Raw genomic sequence first — 22,736 nt, 5'->3', positions numbered from 1 at the left:
GAAAGTAAGAAAGCAGAACCGGGTACGGCCGCGACCTACACAGGGCGGCCGTACCCCTCCCCAAGGGAGCCTCATGACCCCCCTGCTCGAAGTGCGCGGGATAGACAAGAGCTTCGGCCCGGTACAGGTCCTGCATGACGTCACCTTCGCCGCCAACCCCGGCGAGGTGACGGCCCTGGTCGGCGACAACGGCGCGGGCAAGTCGACGCTGGTCAAGTGCATCGGCGGCATCTACCCGATCGACGGGGGCGACATCCTCTTCGACGGCCGCCCCGTCCAGGTGCACGGCCCGCGTGACGCCGGTGAGCTGGGCATCGAGATCGTCTACCAGGATCTCGCCCTGTGCGACAACCTCGACATCGTCCAGAACATGTTCCTCGGCAGGGAACGCCGCAGCGGGCTCGTGCTCGACGAGGCGTCGATGGAGGAACTGGCCACACAGACGCTCGACGGACTGTCCGTCCGTACGGTGAAGTCCATCAGGCAGCAGGTGTCCAGCCTGTCCGGCGGTCAGCGCCAGACGGTGGCCATCGCCAAGGCCGTCCTGTGGAACAGCAAGGTCGTCATCCTCGACGAGCCGACGGCCGCCCTCGGCGTCGCCCAGACCGCGCAGGTGCTGGAGCTGGTACGCCGGCTCGCCGACACCGGCCTGGCCGTCGTTCTCATCTCGCACAACCTGAACGACGTCTTCGCCGTCTCCGACCAGATCGCGGCGCTCTATCTCGGCAGGATGGCCGCGCAGGTCAGGACCGCCGACGTGACGCACGCGCAGGTCGTCGAACTGATCACATCCGGCCGGAGCGGAGACCTGGGGATCGCGCAATGAACAAGGTCAAGGAACTCCCCGGCGAGGCGATCGTCACCGCGACGCGGTCGCCGTCGATCGGGCACAGCGTCACCGCCTACATCGAGCGGGTACGCGGCGGCGACATGGGCGCGCTGCCGGCCGTACTCGGCCTGCTGGTGCTCTGCACCGTCTTCGCCATCGCACGTCCCGCCTTCCTCACGGCGATCAACGTCGCGAACCTGTTCACCCAGGGCGCCGCGGTCACGGTGATCGCGATGGGCCTGGTGTTCGTGCTGCTGCTCGGCGAGATCGACCTGTCGGCCGGTTTCGCCAGCGGCGTGTGCGCGGCGGTGCTCGCGGTGACGCTGACCAACATGGGCCTGCCCTGGTACGTCTGCGTGGGGGCGGCGATACTCACCGGCGTCGTCATCGGCACCGTGCTCGGCACACTGGTGGCCAAGGTGGGCATACCGTCCTTCGTGGTGACACTGGCCGCCTTCCTCGCCTTCCAGGGGCTGGTCCTGGTGCTGGTCGACGAGGGGACGAACATCTCGATCCGGGATTCCGTCATCGTCGCCATCGCCAACAAGAACCTGCCGGTCTGGCTCGGCTGGGCGCTCTTCGCGGCCTGCGTGGCGAGCTACGCGGCCCTCCAGCTGTTCAGGGCCCGCAGGCGGTCCAAGCGCGGGCTGGTGGCCGACCCGATCTCGCTGATCGCCGCCCGCGTGGGCGCGCTGACGATCATCGGGGGCGTCCTCGTCTACGTGCTCAACCTCGAGCGCTCCCGCAACCCGGCCATCAGCTCGCTCATGGGCGTGCCGATCGTGGTGCCGGTGATCCTCGTGCTGCTGGTCGTGTGGACGTTCGTGCTCCGCCGTACCGCGTTCGGCCGGCACATCTACGCGGTCGGCGGGAACGCGGAGGCGTCCCGCAGAGCCGGTATCAGCGTCGACCGGATCAGGATCAGCGCGTTCGTGATCTGCTCCGCGATGGCCGCCGTCGGCGGCATCGTCGCCGCCTCCCGGGCCAGCTCGGTCGACCCGAACACCGGCGGCAGCTCCGTGCTGCTGTACGCGGTCGGCGCCGCGGTGATCGGCGGCACCAGTCTGTTCGGCGGGAAGGGGCGGGTCCTCGACGCGGTACTCGGCGGCGCCGTGGTCGCGGTGATCGAGAACGGCATGGGCCTGATGGGGTACGGTGCGAGTGTGAAGTACCTGGTCACGGGGTTCGTTCTGCTCCTGGCCGCGGGTGTCGACGCTCTGGCGCGCAAGCGGGCGGCAGCCGCTGGTCTAAGGTGATCAGCGACTCTCACCCCTTTAAGGAAGCCCAGACGATGCGTGCCGGTCCCTCCCAGGAGGACATCAGGCGTCACAACCTCGGCGCCCTGTTGCGACACGTCCATCTGGGCGGGCCGACCTCGCGCGCCGAGCTGACGTCGAAGATGGGCCTCAACCGCAGCACGATCATGGCGCTCACCTCCGACCTCACCGCGGCCGGGCTGGTACGCGAGGAGCTGCCGCGCGAGACCGGCCGCGCGGGCCGCCCCTCGCTCGTGGTGCGTCCCGAGTCGGCGCGGGTCTACGTGTTCGCCTTCGACGTGGGCCCGGACCGGCTGGCCGTCGCGCGGGTCGGGCTGGGCGGGGTGATCCTCGACCGCAGGGAGGCCGTACGGTTGCGCGGCCCGTTCGAGCTGGAGGAGCTGGCCGGGATCCTGGCCGGCTTCGCCCGGCAGATGCGGCGCAAGACCAGGGCCGACACGGTCTGCGTCGGCGCGGCCGCGGCGGTCGCCGGCGGGGTGCGCAAGGGCGACGGCATGATCAGGTTCGGCCCGAACCTCGGCACCGAGGAGGTGCCGTTCGGTGAGGAGCTGGGCCGCAGGCTGGGCCTGGGCCTGCCCGTGAGCGTGGGCAACGACGCCAACCTGGCCGCGCTGGCCGAGCACAGCCGCGGCGTCGGGGCCGCCGTCAGGGACCTGATCTACCTGCACGGAGACGTCGGCATCGGCGGCGGGATCATCGCGGGCGGTCACCTGCTGGGCGGTCACGACGGCTACGGCGGCGAGGTCGGCCACATGGTCGTCAACCCCGGCGGGCGGGCCTGCGGCTGCGGTTCGCACGGCTGCCTGGAGGCCGAGGTGGGGGAGCGGGCCCTGCTGGAGACCGCCGGCCGGCTGGCCGGCGAGCAGCACGGCAGGGACGCGGTGCGCGCCGTGGTCGACGCCGCCGACCGGGGCGACATCGTGGCCCAGGAGGCGCTCAAGAAGGTCGGCGACTGGCTCGGTGTGGGCGTCGCCAACCTGGTCAACATCTTCAACCCGGAGATGGTCATCTTCGGCGGGATGCTGCGGGAGATCTATCTCGGTGCGGCCGCTCAGGTACGCACCAGGCTGACGCTGCACGCGATGGCGCCGCAGCGAGAGAAGCTGCGGCTACGCACCTCGGCCCTGGCCGACGACGCGACGCTCGTGGGCGCGGCCGAACTGGCCTTCGCCCACGTGCTCGCGGACCCGCTGGAAGTGCTGGCCAGGGCCAACGCTTAGGAGACCCGGCTCTTCGACGCGGTCCAGGTGTTGCAGTACCGGGCCGATCCGCCGCTGTAGCCGCGGTCCTGCCAGTAGGCGAGGTTGGCCGGCTTGCCGTGGACCTTGCTCTCCCCGGCCCTGCTCACGGCGTCGGTCCACTCGTCCCAGGTGATGCCCGGGTCGATGGAGTCGAGCGTGGAACTGTAGAAGACGCCGGCGAAGCACTCGGCCTGCATCTCCAGGCGGTGGCTGAGTATCGTGCGCGCGCTGCCTCCGGCTCTCCAGTAGAGCCTGTTCTGCTCGTCCAGCATGCCGCTGAGCTGCTGCACGTGGTGGCCCCACTCGTGGGCGACGGAGTGCGCGATGTTCATCCGGAACGGGTCCTGCAGGTCCCGCTTCATGATCCGGATGGCGATCGTCCGTTGCGCCGGGCAGTACTGGGCGCCGTTACTGGTGATCTTGCCGCAGACCGATCCGCTGCCGGTCGTGATGGCGATCTTCGGAGGGCTGTAACGCAGCCCGGCGGCCTTGAACCTGGTGGCCCAGAAGGTGTTGGCGCACCTGGCCATGGCCCGGTGGAAGGTCTTGAGTGAGGCGGCGCTGCCCTTGCGGATCGCGGGGATCGCGCACGACTGCGGCGACGGGGTGCCGGACCGATAGATCTTGTTCTTGGCCAGTACGGCGGGCGGCGCGATCTGCGCGACCTGCGGGGCCGTGGTCTCCGCGTTGGCCGTGCCAGATAGGGCCAAACCCACGACCATGCCGACAGATGCGGCGATAAGGGGTATACGCACGATCGCGGATACTAGACCACTAGGTGAGGCCCTGTTCGCGAGACCTGTGCTTTGTCCGGAAAGCGCAATGCGGCCGCGCCGTAGGGCGCGGCCGCATCACAGCGGGAGAACGTTCAGAGTGGAGAACGTTCAGAGTGGAGAACTAGGCGACGGTGCGCGACGACGCGGCCCAGGTGTTGCAGGAGCCGGGGGACGCCGAGCCGTAGCCGCGGTTCATCCAGTACGCCTGCGACGGGCCACGGCCGTGGTCGTTCTGCGGCCAGCCCTTGGCGCCGTTCTTGCGGAACCAGTTGACGGTGTAGTCCCACTCACCCGAGTCGACGGGCAGCGTGCCCTCGACCGTGCGCATGAAGACCGAGGAGAAGCACTCCGCCTGCAGCTCCGAGCGGCGCGAGAGCGCGAGCTGGCCGGACCTGCCGCTGGAGTTCCTGGCGGCCCAGTAGTAGTTCCAGATGCCCGACATGTTCTGCACGTGGTGGCCGTACTCGTGGGCCATCAGCCGGGTGATGCCCAGCGCGAACGGCTGGCGCAGCTGAGACTTGGTGATCAGCATGTACATCGTGCGGTCGGTCGAGCAGTAGATGCCGTCGGCACCCGTGCTCCACGGGCCACAAGGGGTGCGGACCTTCCTGGTGATGATGCGCAGCCGCGGCTTGCTGAAGGAGAGGCCGGCCTTGCGGAATTGGGTGGCCCAGGAGCGGTTCAGGCAGTTCGTCACGGTCGAGAGGAAGCGCTTGTACGCCGTCGTGCTGCCCTTGGGCAGGTTGCCGGGCGAACAGTTGGAGCTGGCGAGCCGTCCCGTCCGGTACAGCGGGCTGGCCGTCGCGGCGGCCTTGCCGCGAGGGGGCGCCGCCTGCTGAGCGGCTGGCGGAACGACCTGCTGACCTGCGGAGACCGGCTTGACATCGGCTGTCGCCGTTCCCGCGCCGGCCAGCGCGATAACCGCGCCTGCGGCCACAAGGGACGACAGCTTCTTCATGGGGAGAGTGTTCATAGTGAAGGAAAGACTAGGTCAAGATCGGACATATGTGGGTGGATTTGACTCTATGGAGCTCGATGGAGTCAGCAAGGCAGGCACGAACTAGACTCGATCGGGTTAGCGCACAGGAGCAGAGGGGATCGCATCCGTGAGCGGGTTGCTGGGCTCGGTAAAGGGACCACACGACGTCAAACGCCTGGATGCAGAGGAGCTGCCGCAGCTAGCGGCGGAGATCCGTGACCTGCTCGTCGACTGCTGCGCCCGGTTCGGCGGCCATCTCGGCCCCAACCTCGGTGTGGTGGAGCTCACCATCGCGCTGCACCGCGTCTTCGACTCGCCGGGCGACCCCATCGTCTGGGACACCGGGCATCAGTCGTATGTTCATAAATTGCTCACCGGCCGGGCCGCGGGCTTCGGCGCGCTGAAGCAGGAGGGCGGCCTGTCCGGCTACCCGAGCCAGGCCGAGTCCGAGCACGACTTCGTCGAGAACTCCCACGCCTCCACCGCGCTGTCCTACGCCGACGGCCTGGCCAAGGCGTTCAAGCTGCGCGGCGAGCACGACCGCACGGCCATCGCGGTGATCGGCGACGGCGCGCTGACCGGCGGCATGGCCTGGGAGGCGCTCAACAACATCGCGGCGGGCAAGGACCTGCGGCTGGTCATCGTCGTCAACGACAACGGCCGCTCCTACTCGCCGACGATCGGCGGCCTGGCCTCCCACCTGTCCTCGCTGCGGGTCAACCGCCGCTACGAGGACATGCTCGAATACGTCAAAGACAAGATCGGGAACGTTCCCGTGCTCTACGACGCGCTCCACGGCATCAAGAAGGGCGTCAAGGACGTCCTGGCCCCGCAGGTCATGTTCGAGGACCTCGGCCTGAAATATGTCGGGCCGATCGACGGCCACGACGAGCAGGCCATGGAGGCGGCGCTGCGCAAGGCCCGCGACTTCCGCGGCCCGGTCATCGTGCACGCCCTCACTCAGAAGGGCCGCGGCTACTCGCCGGCCGAGAACCACGACGAGGACCAGTTCCACTCGCCCGGCGCCTTCGACCGGGCCACCGGCGCGGAGAAGCCCAAGGGCCGCATCTGGACCAACGTGTTCAGCGAGGAGCTGGTCAGGCTCGGCAAGGACCGCGAGGACCTGGTCGCCATCACCGCCGCGATGCTCCACCCGACCGGCCTGGCCGCCTTCGCCGAGGCCTACCCCGAGCGCATCTACGACGTCGGCATCGCCGAGCAGCACGCCCTGACCAGCGCGGCCGGGCTGGCGCTCGGCGGCATGCACCCGGTCGTCGCCGTCTACGCGACCTTCCTCAACCGGGCCTTCGACCAGCTGCTCATGGACGTGGCCCTGCACCGGCTGCCCGTCACCGTGGTGCTCGACCGGGCCGGCGTCACCGGCGACGACGGCGCCAGTCACAACGGCATGTGGGACCTGTCGATCCTGCAGGTCGTCCCCGGCCTGAAGATCGCCGTGCCGCGTGACGGTGAGCGGCTGACCGAGCTGCTCGGCGAGGCCGTGGAGGTCTCCGACGGCCCGACCGTGCTGCGCTTCCCCAAGGGCCCGGTCGCCGAGCCGATCGAGGCCGTCGGCAAGCTGGGCACGATGGACGTGCTGCGCGCGGGCGAGCCCGACGTGCTGCTGGTGGGTGTCGGCCCGATGGCGCGGATCTGCATGGACGCCGCCCTCCTGCTCGACGCGCAGGGCATCTCGGCGACCGTGGTCGACCCGCGCTGGGTCAAGCCGCTCGACGAGGCGCTCGTGGCCGCCGCGAGCGCCCACAAGCTGGTCGCCGTCGTCGAGGACAACGGCCGCGTGGGCGGCGTCGGTGACGCGGTGTCCCGCCTGCTGCGCGACGCCGACGTGGATGTGCCCGTACGCGGCTACGGCATCCCGCAGCGCTTCCTCGACCATGCCAAGCGGGCTGCGATCCTCGGCCAGATCGGGCTGACCGGCCAGGACCTGGCGCGCGAGATCACCGAGGCGATCGCCAAGCGGAGCAGCCCCATCGAGAGCCAGTCCGCGCCGCACTGACCGGCGGCTGAAGCCCGCGCCGGGCTGATCGCCCTGGTCACCCCCCGGACAGGCATGATCACCCAGAGGTGTGGGAAGACGCTGGGTGTGGACATCTTTCGCACCAAGAGCGTCGAGCAGTCGATCCTCGACACCGAAGCCCCCGAGCATCGGCTGCGAAAGCGACTGACCGCCGTCGACCTCACGGTCTTCGGCATCGGCGTCATCGTCGGCACCGGCATCTTCGTCCTCACCGGCCGCGTGGCCAAGGAGACGGCCGGCCCGGCGGTGGCGCTCTCCTTCGTCGTGGCCGCCGTCGTCTGCGGCCTGGCGGCGCTGTGCTACGCGGAGTTCGCCTCGTCGATCCCCGTGGCCGGGTCCGCCTACACCTTCTCGCTGGCCACGCTGGGCGAGTTCCCGGCCTGGGTCATCGGCTGGGACCTGATGCTGGAGATGGCGCTGGCCGGGGCGGTGGTGGCGGTCGGCTGGTCGGGCTACTTCGCGTCGCTGATGTCCTCGGTGGGCCTTGAGCTGCCCGCGTGGATGGCGGGGGAGAGCCCCCTGGTCAACCTGCCCGCGATGGTCATCGTGCTGATCCTCACCGGCGTCCTGACCGCCGGGATCAAGCTGTCGTCGCGGGTCAACCTGGTCATCGTCACCATCAAGGTGGCGGTGATCCTGCTCGTCATCGTGGCCGGGCTGTTCTTCATCAACTCGGCCAACTACTCGCCGTTCATCCCGCCGCCGGTGTCCACGCCGGGGGTTGAGGGGTTGAAGGCGCCGCTGATCCAGGTGCTGTTCGGCATCACGCCCGTCGCCTTCGGCGTGATCGGCATCTTCTCGGCCGCCGCGATCGTGTTCTTCGCCTTCATCGGCTTCGACATCGTCGCCACCGCCGCCGAGGAGACCATCAGGCCGCAGCGCGACCTGCCGCGGGGCATCATCGGCTCCCTGGCCATCTGCACCGTCCTGTACGTCGCGGTGTCGCTGGTCGTGGTCGGCATGCAGCGCTACGACAAGCTGAGCGAGAAGGCGCCGCTCGCCGACGCCTTCACCGCGGTCGGGCAGTCCTGGGCGGCCACGCTGATCAGCATCGGCGCGATCGCCGGCCTGACCACCGTGGTGATGATCCTCATGCTGGGTCAGAGCCGGGTGCTGTTCGCCATGTGCCGCGACGGGCTGCTGCCGCGCGCGCTGGCGAAGGTCCACCCCAGGTTCGGCACGCCGGCCCGGCTGACGATCATCATCGGGCTGGTCACCACGCTGCTGTCCGGGTTCATCTCGCTCGGCGCGCTGGCCGAGCTGGTGAACATCGGGACGCTCTTCGCGTTCGTGGTGGTCTCGGCCGGTGTGATCGTGCTCCGTCGTACACAGCCGGACCTGCACCGGGCCTTCCGTGCGCCGATGGTGCCGCTGCTGCCGATCCTGTCGGTGCTGGCCTGTCTCTACCTGATGCTCAACCTGCCGGTCGAGACGTGGCTGCGATTCCTGGTGTGGCTGATCATCGGTGCCGTGCTCTACTTCGCCTACGGCTACCGCCACAGCCGGGTCCAGGTGACCGGCCCGAAGGGGTAGGCGCCCGGGGCGCCCACCCCTCGGCGGTCAGGCGGCCGGCGGTCTGACGGTGAAGACCGCTCCGCCCGCCGCCTTCATCCGGCAGGAGTTGGAGAAGACGTACGTCCATCGCAGCGATGTCCCGCGCCACTTGCCCACCACCACGACGGTGTGCGGCTGGTACTCGTCGGTGCACACCGGATTGGGCACCACGTTCAGCTTGCTCGGGTCGCCCTTGACCTTCCGCAGCAGGTCGCAGGCCGCGGCGGGGGTGGGGTGGCTGCCGCCGTCGGGGTCACAGGTGAGGGTGGCCCCCTTCGGCAGGCCGTCCACCACGACAACGATCTTCAGTGTCGACTTGGGGGCCGTTTCGGCGAGTGCGGGGGTCGCCGTCACCAGCGCGGCTGCGCACAACGCGATCGTGCCGACTGCTCTCATCATGGATCTTCTCCGTTCGTAGCGCGGCGAACACGCTACGTGACGGATCGCCGGACCTTGGGAGGCCCGCCGGACGGGCCTCCCAAGATTCGGTCAAGCCGACCCGTCTCAGGCGGGCACGGAGGCGGTGCCGGGCGGGAGGAAGCGCGGCTGGGCCAGACCCGACCTGTCCAGGTACGGGGTGATCCCGCCCAGATGGAACGGCCAGCCCGCGCCGAGGATCATGCACAGGTCGATGTCCTGCGCCGCCGCGACCACGCCTTCGTCCAGCATGATCTGAATCTCCTCGGCCAATGCCCGCAGCACGCGCAGTCGTACCTCGGCGGCGGTGGAGGCTGCCGAGCCGCCCGCGAACAGCGCCACCGCCTCGGGGTCGAGCGAGAAGTCGGGCAGATAGACGCCCGGCTTGCCGGAGGCGACCAGCTTGGCCATGTTCGCCGAGACGCCGAAGCGCTCGGGGAAGGCCGCGTGCAGCGTCTCGGCCACGTGCAGGCCGACGGCCGGCCCCACGAGCTGGAGCAGCGCGAACGGCGTCATCGGCAGCCCGAGGTCGTCGAGCGAGTGCTCGGCGACCTCCAGCGGCGTGCCCTCGTCGACCGCGGCGATCACCTCGCCCATGAACCGGGTGAGCAGCCGGTTCACCACGAACGCCGGAGCGTCCTTCACCAGCACCGACGACTTCTTCAGCGTCCGGCCCACGGCGAAGGCGGTGGCCAGCGTCGCGTCGTCGGTCGCGGGCGCCTTGACGATCTCCAGCAGCGGCATCACCGCGACCGGGTTGAAGAAGTGGAACCCGACCAGCCGCTCCGGACGCTCCAGCGCGGCGCCCATCTCGGCCAGCGAGAGCGAGGAGGTGTTGGTCGCGAGCACGCAGTCAGCCGAGACCACCGCCTCCACCTCCGCGAACACCTGCCGCTTGACCGACATCTCCTCGAAGACCGCCTCGATGACGAAGTCGGCGTCGGCGAAGGCATCCTTGGTCAGCGAGCCGGTCACCAGCCCCTTGAGCCGGTTGGCCTGGTCGGCCGAGACGCGGCCCTTGGCGAGCAGCTTGTCGACCTCGGCGTGCACGTGCCCCACGCCCTTGCCGAGTCTGCTCTCGTCGAGGTCGGTCAGCACGACCGGCACCTCCAGACGGCGGGCGAACAGCAGCGCCATCTGCGAGGCCATCAGCCCCGCGCCCACCACGCCGACCTTGGTCACCTTGCGGGCCAGCGCGGGGTCGGGGGCGCCCGCCGGGCGCTTGGCCCGCCGCTGCACCAGGTCGAAGGCGTAGAGCCCGGCCCGCAGCTCGTCACCCATCAGCAGGTCGGTCAGCGCCTCGTCCTCGGCGGCGAAGCCCTCGTCGCGCGCGGCAGTACGGGCCAGGGAGATCAGGTCGAGCGCCCGGTAGGGCGCGGGGGAGGCGCCACGCAGCTTCATGTCAACCAGGAAACGCGCGTCGGCGACCGCCTTGTCCCAGTCATCGTCCGCGTGCGAGTCGCGCGCCACGACAGTGTCGCCGGTGAGCACCCGGGCGGCCCAGCGCAGCGACTCCTCCAGGAAGTCGGCCGGCTCGAACATCGCGTCGGCGACGCCCAGCTCGAACGCCTGGGCGCCTTTGAGCATCCGGTTCTGCGACAGCGGGTTCTCGATGATCAGCTTGATCGCACGGGCCGGGCCGATCAGGTGCGGCAGCAGCTGCGTACCGCCCCAGCCCGGCACCAGCCCGAGGAAGCACTCGGGCAGCGCGATGGCCGGGACACCCGAGGAGATCGTCCGGTAGGTGCAGTGGAGGGCCACCTCCAGGCCGCCGCCCATCGCCGCGCCGTTGACGAACGCGAACGACGGGATCGGCAGCTCGCCCAGGCGGCGGAACACGTGGTGCCCCAGCGCGCCGATGGCCCGCGCCTCATCGCGCGAGGCCATGGTCGTCGCGCCCTTGAGGTCGGCGCCGACCGCGAAGATGAACGGCTTGCCCGTCACGCCCACGGCGGCCAGGTCGGTGCGGGCGGCGATCTCGGACAGCGCGCCGTTCAGCGCGAACAGCCCATGCGGGCCGAAGGTGTTGGGCTTGGTGTGGTCGAAGCCGTTGTCGAGGGTGATGAGCGCCATCGTGCCGGCCCCGCCGGGCAGCTCGACGTCGCGGACCAGGGCCTTGGTGACGACTTCGCCGGTGTCGCGCTCGGTCAGCAGCGAGCGCCAGGTGTCGAGGTTGCTCATGCCAGGTTCTCCCAGATCACGGTGCCGCCCATGCCCATGCCGACGCACATGGTGGTGATGCCATAGCGAACGTCGGGGCGCTCGCCGAACTGCCGCGCGAGCTGCGTCATCAGCCGCACGCCCGAGGAGGCCAGCGGGTGGCCGAAGGCGATGGCGCCGCCGTAGGGGTTCACCCGCGGGTCGTCGTCGGCGATGCCGAAGTGCTCCAGGAAGGCCAGCACCTGTACGGCGAAAGCCTCGTTGATCTCGAACAACCCGATATCGGAAATATCGAGATTTGCCAGGCGGAGCGCCCGCTCGGTGGACGGGATCGGACCCACGCCCATCACCTCGGGATCCACCCCGGCGAAGGCGTAGGAGACCAGCCGCATCTTCGGTGCCAGGCCCAGCTCGGCGGCCGTCTCGGCGGCGGCCACGACGCAGCCGGTGGCGCCGTCGTTGATGCCCGAGGAGTTGCCCGCCGTGACGTTGCCGTGGGCGCGGAAGGGCGTCTTGAGCGCGCCCAGCCCGTCCAGCGTGGTGCCGGGGCGCGGCGCCTCGTCCTCGACCGCCAGGCCCCAGCCCCGCTCGGCCGTCCTGATCGCCGTGGGGACCAGATCGGGCTGGATCCGGCCGTCGGCGTACGCCTTGGCCACCTTCTCCTGCGACAGCACCGCGTAGGCGTCGGCGCGGTCCTTGGTGATCGTGGGGAAGCGGTCGTGCAGGTTCTCGGCCGTCATGCCCATGACCAGGGCGCTCGGGTCGACGAGGCGCTCGGACAGGAACCTCGGGTTCGGGTCGACGCCCTCGCCCATCGGGTGGCGGCCCATGTGCTCGACACCGCCCGCGATGGCCACGTCGTACGCGCCGAACGCGATGCCGCCCGCGACCGTGGTCACCGCGGTCATCGCGCCCGCGCACATGCGGTCGATCGCGTAGCCGGGCACGGTCTTGGGCAGCCCGGCCAGCACCGCCGCCGAGCGGCCGATGGTCAGGCCCTGGTCGCCGATCTGGGTGGTCGCGGCGATCGCGACCTCGTCCACGCGCTCCGGCGGCAGCCCCGGGTTGCGCCGGATCAGCTCGCGGATGACACGGACGACCAGGTCGTCCGCGCGGGTCTCCGCGTACATGCCCTTGGGCCCCGACCGGCCGAAAGGTGTGCGTACGCCGTCGACGAACACGACGTCACGAGAGGAAGGCACGGATTCGCTCCTCGTTGCTCGGCAGTTACCGCGCCTATGCTACTCGTCAGTAACCACGCTGCGGACGAGGTCCGTGCCCGCCGCCGTGCCCGCCGGCAGCCGGCGCCTCAGTGACCCGGCTATCCCGTCGGCGAAGCCGTACAGGCCCGCCTCGCGGAACGGGCGTGGCACCGTACAGCGTCGCCGCCCGCCCGCGGCCGACGAAGAGCCTTCTGAGCGCCCGCGGCGGCGTCCTGGGCGGGCTGGCGTACAACTCAGCGTTCGCGTCTGCCTACGGCCCGCACGCGCGCCCCAGACGGTCTGGGTGAGCGTCGGCGCGGCGAGGGAAGAGCGTGAGCGCGAGTACGGCAGGCGGCAGGCTCTGTCCGCGCGCCGGGACCCGTTCGGCGAGCGATGGGGAGGAGGCGATCGGCGCGAGCGATCCGGGGGCGTGAGGATTGGGGGGAGGCGATCGGCGCGAGCGAGTCGGAGAGCGTGACGATCGCCGGCGGGCGCGCGGCGCGCGCCCGCGCGCGCAAAACGGTCAGCGCCGGGGCGCCGGGAGGGGGTGTGGTCTCGGTCGTAGGGGTCATGATCTCGTTACTGCGCGTGACCGCGTCCTGAGTTCCGGTCTTTTGGGTGGAGCTCCCGATTGGACCGAAACTCCAGTCCTGATCGAGATCAGCGCCGTCATGCGCGGCCTTTGCTGGCTTTAGGTGGGCCGTGTCCCATTACCGTGCGTATAGGGCTGGAGCAGGTGCGTGGTCATGTGCAGGCAACCTTCGGGCATACCCCTCGGGGGGTCTGCCGAAACGGGAGATAAGAGTTGTGACACCAGCTTATTTATGAGCATCCTGTGAAATTTCCGGACAAGTGGTGGAGAAGTCTGTTAGGAAGGGTCGCGGTCCAGATTCGTATTAGAGAGGTTCCATCGTGGCGCGCGACGAGAACGACAGGCCATATGAGGATGGGCAGGGCAGGTCGGCGAACCCGGAGCTGACCGGCGACGTTCTGTCTCCGCGCTGGAGCACGGACGACACCGACGAGCAGCCGGCCATTGTGGTCTCGGGCAATGAGACCTACATTCTCCCGCCGGACAAGGGCGCGCCCGAGTTGTACATCCCGCCGTCCGAGGGGCAGCACCGCGCGACGGGCGCCGAGGGTGAGCTGTACACGGGTGACCCGGCCAGCGGCCCCCTCTACGGGGATTCGCTTTACACGGGTGGTGACCAGCTGTACGCCGGTGACGCGCCCAGCGGGCCGCTTTACACGGGCGATGTGCAGAGTGGGCCGCTCTACTCCGGTGACACCGGCGAGCCGCTCTACTCCGGTGACACCGGCGTGCCGCTCTACACGGGCGACGCTGAGAGTGGGCCGCTTTACCCGGGCGACGCGCCGAGCGGGCCCCTTTACACCGGTGACCAGCCGAGTGACGCCTACCTCCCGCTCGACAAGAGCTACGGGTCCTCCTACGACGATGACGAGCCCGCGGAGCCCAAGCGCGGCTTCCTCGGCTCCGGCTGGACCGACGGCTCCCAGGGGGGCGGTCACCAGGCCGAGGGCGACAAGGAGGTGCGCCGCCGTACCAAGGTGCTGCTCATGGCGGCCGTCGCGGTCGTCGTGCTCGGCGCGGGGGCCGGCTGGATGCTGACCGGTACGTCCTCCGACGACCCGTGCCAGAGCGGGAAGTGCGCCAGCGCCGAGCAGGTGAGCGCGCCGGCCGCCTCTCCCACGGACTCGGAGCCGACCGACGCCGAGGAGGAGGCCACCGACCCCACGGAATCGGACTCCCCGGAGCCGACCGCGTCGGCCACCGCCGCCCCGTCGCCGACCGCCGCCCGGGTGCGCGCGACCCGTACCCCCTCGCCGCGGGCCACCCGCACGCGCATCGGCGAGCCGACCGCCAAGCCGAGCACCCGGGCCACCAGGGCGACGCAGGACACGATCAAGGACACGGACACCGGCACCACGCAGAAGCAGGCGACGCAGGAGCCGCCCAAGGAGACCAGCCAGCCGACGCAGGCGGTCCAGCAGACGCAGGCTCCGGTGCCGGCTCCGACGGAGACCAAGAAGGGCCTGTTCGACATCCTGTTCCCGTGGGGATGAAGTCCTTCGGCGGTGACTTCCTGTCGCGCCGGCCCCGAGACGTGTAAGGATGCGGACCCAGGTGCCGGTCTGGCACACTGGGAAACCGCTTTCCGGGAGGTCTCGTGGTCACGCTGGAAGACGTCGCCAAGCAGGCGGGCGTCTCACTCGCCACCGCCTCGCGGGTGCTCAACGGCAGCACCCGCCAGGTGGGCGCCGACCTGCGGGCCCGCGTCGAGCGAGCCGCGTACGAGCTGGGCTACCGCGCCAACATCGCGGCGCAGACACTGGCCCGCGGGGCGAGCAACGTCATCGGCATCGTGGTCCACGACCTGACCGACCCCTACTTCGCGGCGCTGGCCGACGGCGCGATGCGGGCCGCGGCCGGCGAGGGCCTGCTGGTCATGGTGGGCACCACGCACCGCGACCCCGAGCAGGAGATCGCCTACGTGGCGACGCTCAACGCCCAGCGCGTACGCGCCGTGCTGCTGGTCGGCTCCCGCGTCGCCGACCCTGAGGTCACCGAACGGCTCCGCGTCGAGCTGGACCGCTACCGGGCCAGTGGCGGGCGGGCCGCGTGTGTGGGCCAGGACCTGCTCGGCGTCGACACGGTCGCGCCCGCCAACCACGAGGGCGCCGCCGCCCTGGCCCGCTCGCTGGCCGGGCTGGGCCACACCCGCTTCGCCGTACTGGCCGGGCCGCCGCGCCTGATGACCGCCCGCGACCGCTGCGCCGGGTTCGTGTCGGCGCTGGCCGAGCTCGGCCTGCCGGAGCCGCGCGTCATCGAAGGGCCCTTCGACCGCGACGGCGGCTACCGGGCGGCCCAGGAGACGGGGGACGCGACGTGCGTGTTCGCCGTCAACGACGTGATGGCCGTGGGCGCGCTCGCCGCCTACCGTGAGCGGGGGATCCGGGTGCCGGACGAGGTGTCGGTGGCCGGCTTCGACGACATCGCGACGCTGCGCGACCAGGTGCCCGCGCTGACCACGGTACGGCTGCCGCTGCAGGACATGGGCGCCCGCGCGCTTGAGCTGGCCCTGGCGGCGGAGGAGGAGCCGACGGTGGAGCAGGTGCCGGGTGAGGTGGTTTTGCGCGAGAGCGTACGGGCGCTGCGCTGAGCTTCGCCATACAGGGCGTGGACAGGGGCGCTTCCGCAAGGGACGCGCCGTACAAGGCGTGGTCAGGGGCGCTTCCGAAGGGGAGGCGCCGCACAGGCGGGACGGTCGCTCGGGAGGGCGTTATGAAACTGGCGGTCAGCACGCTCGGGATGCCGGGCGACGGGCTCGACAGGGCGATCGAGGTGGCGACCGCGCAGGGTTGCCAGGGCCTGGAGCTGCGGTTGCACCCCGATACCGGCGTACACCGGGGTCTGTCGGCGGACGAGCGGTCGTCGGTGCGGCAGCGGGTCGAAGCCGCAGGTCTGGAAATATCGGCTCTCGCCGGATATGTCGGCGTATGTGAGCCGGGCCCTGACGAGCCCGTCGTCGAGGCGCTCGTTGCGGACCTGACGCTCGCGGCCGACCTCGGCGCCCCGGGCGTCCGGGTGTTCCCGCGTGGCGAGGACCCTTCTATCGGAGCGCGCAGGCTCAAAGCGGTCTCCGCCACGGCCGCCGGACTCGGTCTGCGGGTGCTCGTCGAGACGCACGACCAGATGGCCACCGGCGCGGCCGTCGCGCGACTGCTCGACGAGGCGGCCTGCCCGGAGACCACCGGCGCGCTCTGGGACGTGCTCCACCCTTGGCGCCACGGCGAGTCCCCGGCCGACACCCTGGCCCTTCTCGGCCCGCACCTCGCCTACGTCCAGGTCAAGGACGCGGTCTCCGCCCAGGACACCACGCCGGTGCCGATGTGGAGCGGCACGGTGCCGCTGGACGAGTCCGGTGAGCTGCTGCGCTCGTGGGGCTACTCCGGGTGGGTGTCGCTGGAGTGGGAGCGCACCTGGTATCCCCAGGTCGCACCGGTAGAGGAGATACTGCCTGGGGCCGCGGAGTGGGTGCGGCGTTTCAGGAGGGAGTAATCAGTGACGAGCGACCCGGTGAGGGACCCAGCGAGCAATCCGGTGGGCAACCCGGCGAGCGACTCGATGACGGACCCAGCCAGGGGGCCAGTGAGCGACAAGGTGCTGGTGGTCGGTATGGACGGCCTGCGCTTTGACCGGCTGGTCGCGCTGGAGCCGCCGGTGCTGAGCGGGCTGATGTCGGCGGGGGCGTATGGGACGAGCCTGCTCCCGTACGGCGAGGCCGCCGCCCCCCGTACCGAGTCCCCCGGCGAGATCGTCCCCGAGGGCACCGCCGCTTCGGGCGAGGGAGCTGGCACTTCAGGCGAAGACATCACCTCGGGTGAGGACACCGCCACCTCGGGCGGGGGCGCTGGCAGTTCGGGGGAGATCTCCTCCAGCAGTGCCGCTTCGGACCTGGTCTCCTCCAGGCGGGTCATCAGGTCGCGGACCGATTCCGGGCCGGGGTGGTCGTCCATCGCCACCGGGGTGTGGCCCGACAAGCACGGCGTTGTGGACAACGCATTCACCAGCCCCCAATTCGCGAAATATCCTGACTTCTTGACGCGCGCCAACACGGCCCGCCCCGACCTGACCACCGCGGCGTTCTTCTCCTGGGCGGCGCTGGCGGACCACGGCGCGTTCGGCCCGGCCATCGGCACGCGCCTCGCCCTGGACGGCTACGCGATCACCTGGCCGACCGCCGACAAGCAGGTAACCGCGGCCGCCGAGAACCACCTCGCGAACACCGGCGCCGACCTCACCTTCGTCTACCTCGGTGAGACCGACGAGGTGGCCCATGACCTCGGCCCGCACTGCCCCGAGTACACCGAGGCGCTGCACACCCAGGACGCCTACCTCGGCCGCTTCCTCGACGCGATCCGGGACAGGCCGACGTTCGCCGGCGAGCGCTGGACCGTGCTGGTCACCACCGACCACGGTCACGTCGACGAGGGCGGCCACGGCGGCACCTCCATCGAGGAGCGAACGGTCTTCGTCATCGCCGCCCGCCTGAACATGGACCTGGGCGGCACAGATCTCAGCGGCACAGACCCCAGCGGCCTGGAGCTGGACGGCGCGGAGTTGGGCGGCCCGGACCTTAGGGGCATGGACCTCAGAGGTGCGAACCCCGGAGGCGCGAATCTGGGTGACACGGACCTGGGCGCCGGCGAGCTGGGCGGTCCCGGCCTCGGCGGCCCGAGGCTGGTGGACGTCGGCCCGACCGCGCTGGCCCTGCTCGGTATCGAGCCCGACCCCGCCTGGGGCCTCGACGGTGTGCCGCTGGAGGTGTGAGCGACGCCACTGTTCATCAAGTGTTGAATTCTTTGCCGTAAAGCGTGAAACTCATAACGAGACGCTGAACGGTGGGAGTACACCCGATGACGACGGCACTGGACTTTTCCGACATCGACGGCGGCATGCTGGCCGAAGTCGGTGGCAAGGCGGCCAACCTCGGTGAGCTGACCCGGGCCGGGCTCCCCGTCCCGCCTGGCTGGGCACTCACCACCGAGGCGTACCACGAGGTGGCACAGGCGGCGGGCCTGGACGACGTCATCGCGACCGGCGGCCCGGGCCTCGCGGAGGCCGCCAGGACCCGGCTCCTGGGGGCCCCGATCCCCGGAGCCGTCGCGCGGTCGATCCGCGAGGCGTACACCAGACTGAGCCAGACAATGCACCAGGACGCGGCGCCGGTCGCGGTGCGGTCCTCGGCCACGGCGGAGGACCTGCCGTTCGCCAGTTTCGCCGGTCAGCAGGACACCTACCTCAACGTCGTCGGCGCCGACGACGTGCTCGACGCCGTACGCCGCTGCTGGGCCTCGCTCTGGACCGACCGCGCCGTCGCCTACCGCGACTCCAACGGCATCGACCACGCCTCCGTACGGCTGGCGGTGGTCGTCCAGGTCATGGTCGACGCGCGGACGGCCGGCGTACTGTTCACCGCCAACCCGCTCACCGGCCGCAGGCACGAGGCCGTCATCGACGCGAACCCCGGGCTCGGCGAGGCCGTGGTCTCCGGCGCCGTCAACCCCGACCGGTTCGTCGTCGACGCCGCGAGCGGCGAGATCCTCGACCGGCACGCGGGCGACAAGCGGCTGACGATCCGCGCCCTGCCCGGCGGCGGCACGGAACGCGTCGAGTCCGCTCACGACGGCTTCTGCCTGACCGATGAGCAGGTACGCGACCTGGCCGCGATTGGCACCCGCGTCGAGGACCACTACGGCGCGCCGCAGGACACCGAGTGGGCCATCGACGCCGACGGCGCGCTCTGGCTCACCCAGGCCAGGCCGATCACCACGCTCTACCCGCTGCCCGAGACCACCAGGCAGGGCCTGCGGGTCTACTTCTCCATCAACGTCGCCCAGGGCGTCATGGGCCCGCTCACCCCGATGGGGCTGTCCGCGTTCCGACTGCTCAGCTCGGGTGCCGCCGGGGTGTTCGGCTATGGCCCGGCCAAGGCGCGTGATGGCGCGGCGTTCATGTTCGAGGCGGGGGAGCGCGTCTGGCTGGACCTCACCACGGCCCTGCGCAGCCGCATGGGCCGGGCGATCATGCCGCGCGCCCTGCTGATGGGCGAGGCCAGGGCCGGGGCGGTGCTGACGGACCTGTTCGAGGAGCCCCGGTTCTCGGTGATCCAGACCTCGCGCCGGCCGTTCTTCCGCGCGGTGGCGCACTTCGCCCGTCGCGTACACGCCCCGAAGCGGCTGCTCCAGGCGCTGACCCGGCCCGATCGGGCGATCGCCTACACCAGGCGGATGGGCGACGAGCTGGACCGGCGGCTGCGGGTGCCCGGCTCCGCCACGCCCGTCCAGCGGCTCGACCACGCGGAGCGGATGCTCAGCACCGCGTTCCCGGCGATCGTCTCGCTCATGCCGATCGCGGTCGCCGGTTACGGGCTGTTCGCGCTGGCCTCGAAGCTCTCCGGCCTGTCCATGAGTGACATGCAGGACGTGCTCCGCAGCGTCCCCAACAACCCGACCACCGAGATGGACCTCGAACTCTGGGCGCTGGCGACGCGCGTCGAGCCGGAACCGTTCAGGAACGAGCCGGTGAGTGAGCTCGTACGCCGCTTCAGGGCCGGCGAGCTGCCGCCGAAGGCCCAGCAAGGGATCACTGCTTTTCTGGATAAGTACGGGCATCGCGGCATCGCCGAGATCGACCTGGGCGTCGCGCGCTGGTCGGAGGACCCGACACACATCCTGGGCGTCCTGGCCAACTACCTGCGCATGGAGGGCGGCGCCGACCTCGCGCCCGACGCGCTGTTCGCCAGGGGAGCGGCCGAGGCCGAGGCGGCCGTCGCGCGGATCGTGGCGACCGCTCGCCGCAAGGGCGCGCTCCGGGGGGCTGTCGCCCGGTTCGGGCTGCGGCGGACCCGGATGTTCGCCGGGGTACGCGAGATGCCGAAGTTCTACCTGGTGAAGACCCTGGCCGCGATCCGGCGGAGTCTGCTGGTCGTCGGCGAGCACCTGGTGACCACCGGCGTGCTGGACGCGGCGGACGACGTGTTCTACCTGCGGATCGAGGAGGCGCGGTCGGCCCTGGACGGGGGCGACCTGCGTACCACGGTGATCGAGCGGCGGGCGGCCTACGAGCGGGAGTCACGCCGCAGGCACGTGCCGAGGATCATGCTGTCGGACGGCACCGAGCCCGAGGCTCTGGCGGCCCCCGCGGCGGCCGGTGCGCTGATCGGCAGCGCCGCCTCCGCGGGCACGGTCACCGGCCGCGCCAGGGTGGTGCTCGACCCGGTCGGGGCGCACCTGGAGCCGGGCGAGATCCTGGTCTGCCCGTCGACCGACCCCGGCTGGACGCCGCTGTTCCTCACGGCGGGCGGGCTGGTGATGGAGATGGGCGGCGCCATGTCGCACGGCGCGGTGGTGGCCCGCGAGTACGGCATCCCGGCGGTGGCCGGCGTCCCGGACGCCACCCACCGCATCGTCACCGGCCAGGAGATCACCGTGAACGGAGCCGCGGGCACGGTGACGATCACCGAGGCCCCGGACCCGGCTGACGAAGCCGCGGTACGGGACGAACCGGCCGCCAGCCCGGCCTGACCCGGAGAGGCGGCGCGGGACGAACCGGCGGCCAGCCCGGCCTGACCCGGTCGGGGTCAGGAGCGGCGGCACAAGACGCCCGGCCGGGTCAGGCGGACACCACCTGGGCGTAGCGGTGCTTCATGGTGGCCACGATCTCGTCCGGGTCGGCGGCCCAGACGTCGGCGTTGAAGATCTCCACTTCGACGTCCCCGGTGTAACCGGCCGCGGCCACGGCGCGGGTGATCGGCGGGAAGTCGATCACCCCGTCGCCCATCATCCCCCGCCCCAGCAGCACGTCCGCCGGAAGCGGCTGCAGGTAGTCGCACACCTGGTACGACGCGATCCGGCTGCCGGCCCTGGCGATCTCCTCGAACAGCCGCGGGTCCCACCACACGTGGAAGGTGTCGACCACCACCCCCACCTGCTCCTCCGGATACGGCAGACACAGGTCGACCGCCTGGGCCAGTGTCGACAGGACGGCCCGGTCGGCGCAGTACATCGGATGCAGCGGCTCCAGTGCCAGCTTGACGCCCCGCTCGCCGGCGTACGGGGCCAGTACCTCCAGCGCCTCGGCCACCTGCTCACGGGCCCCGGCCAGATCACGCGAGAACGGCGGCCCCGCGCCGTCGAGGTCGGCCGGCAGCGGTTCACCCGGCCGCACGACCGGCAGCGGTTCGCCGGGCCGTACACCCGGCAGGCCGCCGACGACCATGACCAGGCAGGCCGCCCCCAGCTCGGCGGCCTCGTCGATGGCCCGCCGGTTGTCGTCGAGCGCCGCCTGACGGGCCGTCCCGCCTAGTGCCTGGCCGCTCGTGCCGGGGGCTGGGTCGGCGGGGGCAGTCAGGAAGCCGCCACGGCAGAGCGACGACACGCGCAGCCCGGCGTCGCGGACCAGCTTGACGCTCTCGGCCAGCCCCTGCTCCGCCACCTCCTCACGCCACAGCCCCACGGCCTCCAGGCCGTGCCGTACGCAGCCCTCGACGGCCTCCGCCACCGACCACCGTTTGGTCGTCCGCTGGTTCAGGGAGAGGCTCACAGCCCGTTCACCTCCAGCAGCGCCTTCATCTTCCGTACGGCCAGCTCCTGGTCGGCCAGCAGCCCGGCCTGGTCGGCCAGGCGGAAGACCTCTGACAGGTGGACCAGCGAGCGGGCCGACTGGGCGCCGTTCACCATGGCGAACGCGTCCTGGTGGCCGTTCAGCCAGGCCAGGAAGACGATGCCGGTCTTGTAGTTGTACGTCGGCGTCTCGAAGATCTTCCGGGACAGCGGCACGGTCGGCGCCAAGATCTCATCGTAAAGTGCGAGATTTCGGGCGGCCTCCGCGCCGGTGCTCTGTTCGGCGGCATCCAGCGCCCGCAGGGCCGCGGCCGCCGCCGGCGCGATCGCGTCGAAGATGCCCAGCAGCGCGTGCGACCCCGATTTGATCAACGACGGATAGTTGAAGTCGTCGCCGGTATAGAGCCTGACTCCGGCGGGCAAGGCGGCCCGCAGGCCCACCTCGTGCTCCTCGTCGAGCAGCGACACTTTCACGCCGTCCACCTTCGAGGCGTGCGCGTGGATCAGCTCCAGGAACGACTCCGTGGCCGCCGCCACATCGGCGGAGCCCCAGTATCCGGCCAGCTGCGGATCGAACATCGGGCCGAGCCAGTGCAGGATCACCGGCCGCTCGGCCAGCCCGAGCAGCTCCCCGTACACCTGGTGGTAGTCCTTGGGCCCGCTCGCCACCCGCGCGAGCTGCCGCGAGGCCATGATGATCGCCCCGGCGCCCGCGGCCTGCACGGTCTCCAGCTGCTCGGTATAGGCGGCGGTGATCGCGCCCAGGTCGGCGGCGTCGGGGGCGTGGTCGGTGCCCGCGCCGCAGGCCACCAGCGCGGCGGGGTCGCCGAACGAGCGGGCCTCGGCGGCGCTGCGCCGGATGAGCTCCTTGGTGGCGGCCCAGTCCAGGCCCATGTTGCGCTGGGCGGTGTCCATGGCGTCGGCGACGCGCAGGCCGTACGACCACAGGTGCCTGCGGAACCGGAGCGTGGCGTCCCAGTCGACGGCGGCGGGGGAGCCGGGCGTGTTGTCGCCGAGCGGGTCGGCCACCACGTGCGCGGCCGCGTACACGACCCGGCTCGACGCCGGGGCGTCGACGACGGGCCAGGTCACGGGCTCGCGCAGCGCGTACGCGCC

General features: G+C 70.9%; 18 protein-coding genes. 10 read left to right on the top strand and 8 right to left on the bottom strand.

Translation table 11 applies throughout. The annotated features are described in order from the left end of the window. Positions 1-73 precede the first annotated feature (73 nt). Genes AB0J16_RS38240 through AB0J16_RS38230 form a run of 3 tightly spaced genes read left to right on the top strand, consistent with a single transcriptional unit; the run spans position 74 to position 3,326 of the window. On the top strand, positions 74-826 hold the full coding sequence (locus tag AB0J16_RS38240) for an ATP-binding cassette domain-containing protein (protein WP_357940942.1): 753 nt from the start codon (positions 74-76) through the stop codon (positions 824-826). Next, positions 823-2,085, top strand: a complete 1,263-nt coding sequence (locus AB0J16_RS38235; RefSeq protein WP_358549087.1) for an ABC transporter permease — start codon at positions 823-825, stop codon at positions 2,083-2,085. The genes AB0J16_RS38240 and AB0J16_RS38235 overlap by 4 nt, the downstream gene beginning before the upstream one ends. A gap of 35 nt (positions 2,086-2,120) precedes the next feature. Next, positions 2,121-3,326: an ROK family transcriptional regulator gene (locus AB0J16_RS38230; RefSeq protein WP_358549084.1), complete on the top strand. Its 1,206-nt coding sequence runs from the start codon at positions 2,121-2,123 to the stop codon at positions 3,324-3,326. Here AB0J16_RS38230 and AB0J16_RS38225 read toward each other — a convergent pair. Together AB0J16_RS38225 and AB0J16_RS38220 are read right to left on the bottom strand one after the other, a co-directional pair. Beyond that, complete coding sequence (locus tag AB0J16_RS38225; RefSeq protein ID WP_358549081.1) at positions 3,323-4,102, bottom strand: neutral zinc metallopeptidase; 780 nt, start codon at positions 4,100-4,102, stop codon at positions 3,323-3,325. The genes AB0J16_RS38230 and AB0J16_RS38225 overlap by 4 nt on opposite strands. 142 nt (positions 4,103-4,244) lie before the next feature. Further along, positions 4,245-5,096, bottom strand: coding sequence for a neutral zinc metallopeptidase (locus tag AB0J16_RS38220; protein ID WP_358549079.1), 852 nt, complete (start codon positions 5,094-5,096; stop codon positions 4,245-4,247). 142 nt (positions 5,097-5,238) lie between these two features. Here AB0J16_RS38220 and dxs point away from each other — a divergent pair, with 142 nt between their 5' ends. Beyond that, the gene (gene dxs / locus AB0J16_RS38215; protein ID WP_358549304.1) at positions 5,239-7,119 is read left to right on the top strand and encodes a 1-deoxy-D-xylulose-5-phosphate synthase; all 1,881 of its coding nucleotides are present in this window, start codon (positions 5,239-5,241) and stop codon (positions 7,117-7,119) included. Between the two features lie 87 nt (positions 7,120-7,206). Next, positions 7,207-8,673, top strand: a complete 1,467-nt coding sequence (locus AB0J16_RS38210; RefSeq protein ID WP_358549076.1) for an amino acid permease — start codon at positions 7,207-7,209, stop codon at positions 8,671-8,673. A gap of 27 nt (positions 8,674-8,700) precedes the next feature. Here AB0J16_RS38210 and AB0J16_RS38205 read toward each other — a convergent pair whose 3' ends face one another. From AB0J16_RS38205 to AB0J16_RS38190, 4 genes are all read right to left on the bottom strand, one after another. Beyond that, a complete protein-coding gene (locus AB0J16_RS38205; protein ID WP_358549073.1) occupies positions 8,701-9,093 on the bottom strand; it encodes an SSI family serine proteinase inhibitor in 393 nt (130 codons plus the stop codon). A 105-nt stretch (positions 9,094-9,198) separates the two neighbouring features. Beyond that, positions 9,199-11,292, bottom strand: coding sequence for a 3-hydroxyacyl-CoA dehydrogenase NAD-binding domain-containing protein (locus AB0J16_RS38200; RefSeq protein WP_358549070.1), 2,094 nt, complete (start codon positions 11,290-11,292; stop codon positions 9,199-9,201). Further along, a complete protein-coding gene (locus AB0J16_RS38195) occupies positions 11,289-12,473 on the bottom strand; it encodes a thiolase family protein (RefSeq protein ID WP_357940958.1) in 1,185 nt (394 codons plus the stop codon). The genes AB0J16_RS38200 and AB0J16_RS38195 overlap by 4 nt, the downstream gene beginning before the upstream one ends. 39 nt (positions 12,474-12,512) lie before the next feature. Continuing rightward, a complete protein-coding gene (locus AB0J16_RS38190; RefSeq protein ID WP_358549067.1) occupies positions 12,513-12,644 on the bottom strand; it encodes a hypothetical protein in 132 nt (43 codons plus the stop codon). A 741-nt stretch (positions 12,645-13,385) separates the two neighbouring features. Between AB0J16_RS38190 and AB0J16_RS38185 the strand changes: the two genes are divergently transcribed. The 5 genes from AB0J16_RS38185 to AB0J16_RS38165 all read left to right on the top strand — a co-directional run bounded on the left by AB0J16_RS38185 (position 13,386) and on the right by AB0J16_RS38165 (position 20,582). Beyond that, positions 13,386-14,558, top strand: coding sequence for a hypothetical protein (locus AB0J16_RS38185; protein ID WP_358549064.1), 1,173 nt, complete (start codon positions 13,386-13,388; stop codon positions 14,556-14,558). A 104-nt stretch (positions 14,559-14,662) separates the two neighbouring features. Further along, positions 14,663-15,655 (top strand): LacI family DNA-binding transcriptional regulator, encoded by a 993-nt coding sequence (locus AB0J16_RS38180; RefSeq protein WP_358549061.1) that lies wholly within the window; start codon positions 14,663-14,665, stop codon positions 15,653-15,655. Positions 15,656-15,777: 122 nt separating this feature from the next. Continuing rightward, positions 15,778-16,554 carry a sugar phosphate isomerase/epimerase family protein gene (locus AB0J16_RS38175; protein WP_358549059.1) on the top strand — a complete coding sequence of 259 codons (777 nt, stop codon included), beginning with the start codon at positions 15,778-15,780 and terminating at the stop codon, positions 16,552-16,554. A gap of 3 nt (positions 16,555-16,557) precedes the next feature. Next, positions 16,558-17,826, top strand: coding sequence for an alkaline phosphatase family protein (locus tag AB0J16_RS38170; protein ID WP_358549056.1), 1,269 nt, complete (start codon positions 16,558-16,560; stop codon positions 17,824-17,826). 86 nt (positions 17,827-17,912) lie between these two features. Next, positions 17,913-20,582: a PEP/pyruvate-binding domain-containing protein gene (locus tag AB0J16_RS38165; protein WP_358549054.1), complete on the top strand. Its 2,670-nt coding sequence runs from the start codon at positions 17,913-17,915 to the stop codon at positions 20,580-20,582. Positions 20,583-20,670: 88 nt separating this feature from the next. Here AB0J16_RS38165 and AB0J16_RS38160 read toward each other — a convergent pair whose 3' ends face one another. Then, on the bottom strand, positions 20,671-21,600 hold the full coding sequence (locus tag AB0J16_RS38160; protein WP_358549051.1) for a sugar phosphate isomerase/epimerase: 930 nt from the start codon (positions 21,598-21,600) through the stop codon (positions 20,671-20,673). Next, positions 21,597-22,724, bottom strand: a complete 1,128-nt coding sequence (locus tag AB0J16_RS38155; protein ID WP_358549301.1) for a DUF993 family protein — start codon at positions 22,722-22,724, stop codon at positions 21,597-21,599. The genes AB0J16_RS38160 and AB0J16_RS38155 overlap by 4 nt, the downstream gene beginning before the upstream one ends. Between the last annotated feature and the right edge of the window lie 12 nt (positions 22,725-22,736).

Source organism: Nonomuraea sp. NPDC049750 (genome assembly GCF_040659625.1).
Lineage (GTDB): Bacteria > Actinomycetota > Actinomycetes > Streptosporangiales > Streptosporangiaceae > Nonomuraea.
The sequence above is the reverse complement of the archived record's forward strand: the minus strand, read 5'-3'. Positions and strand labels throughout refer to the sequence as shown.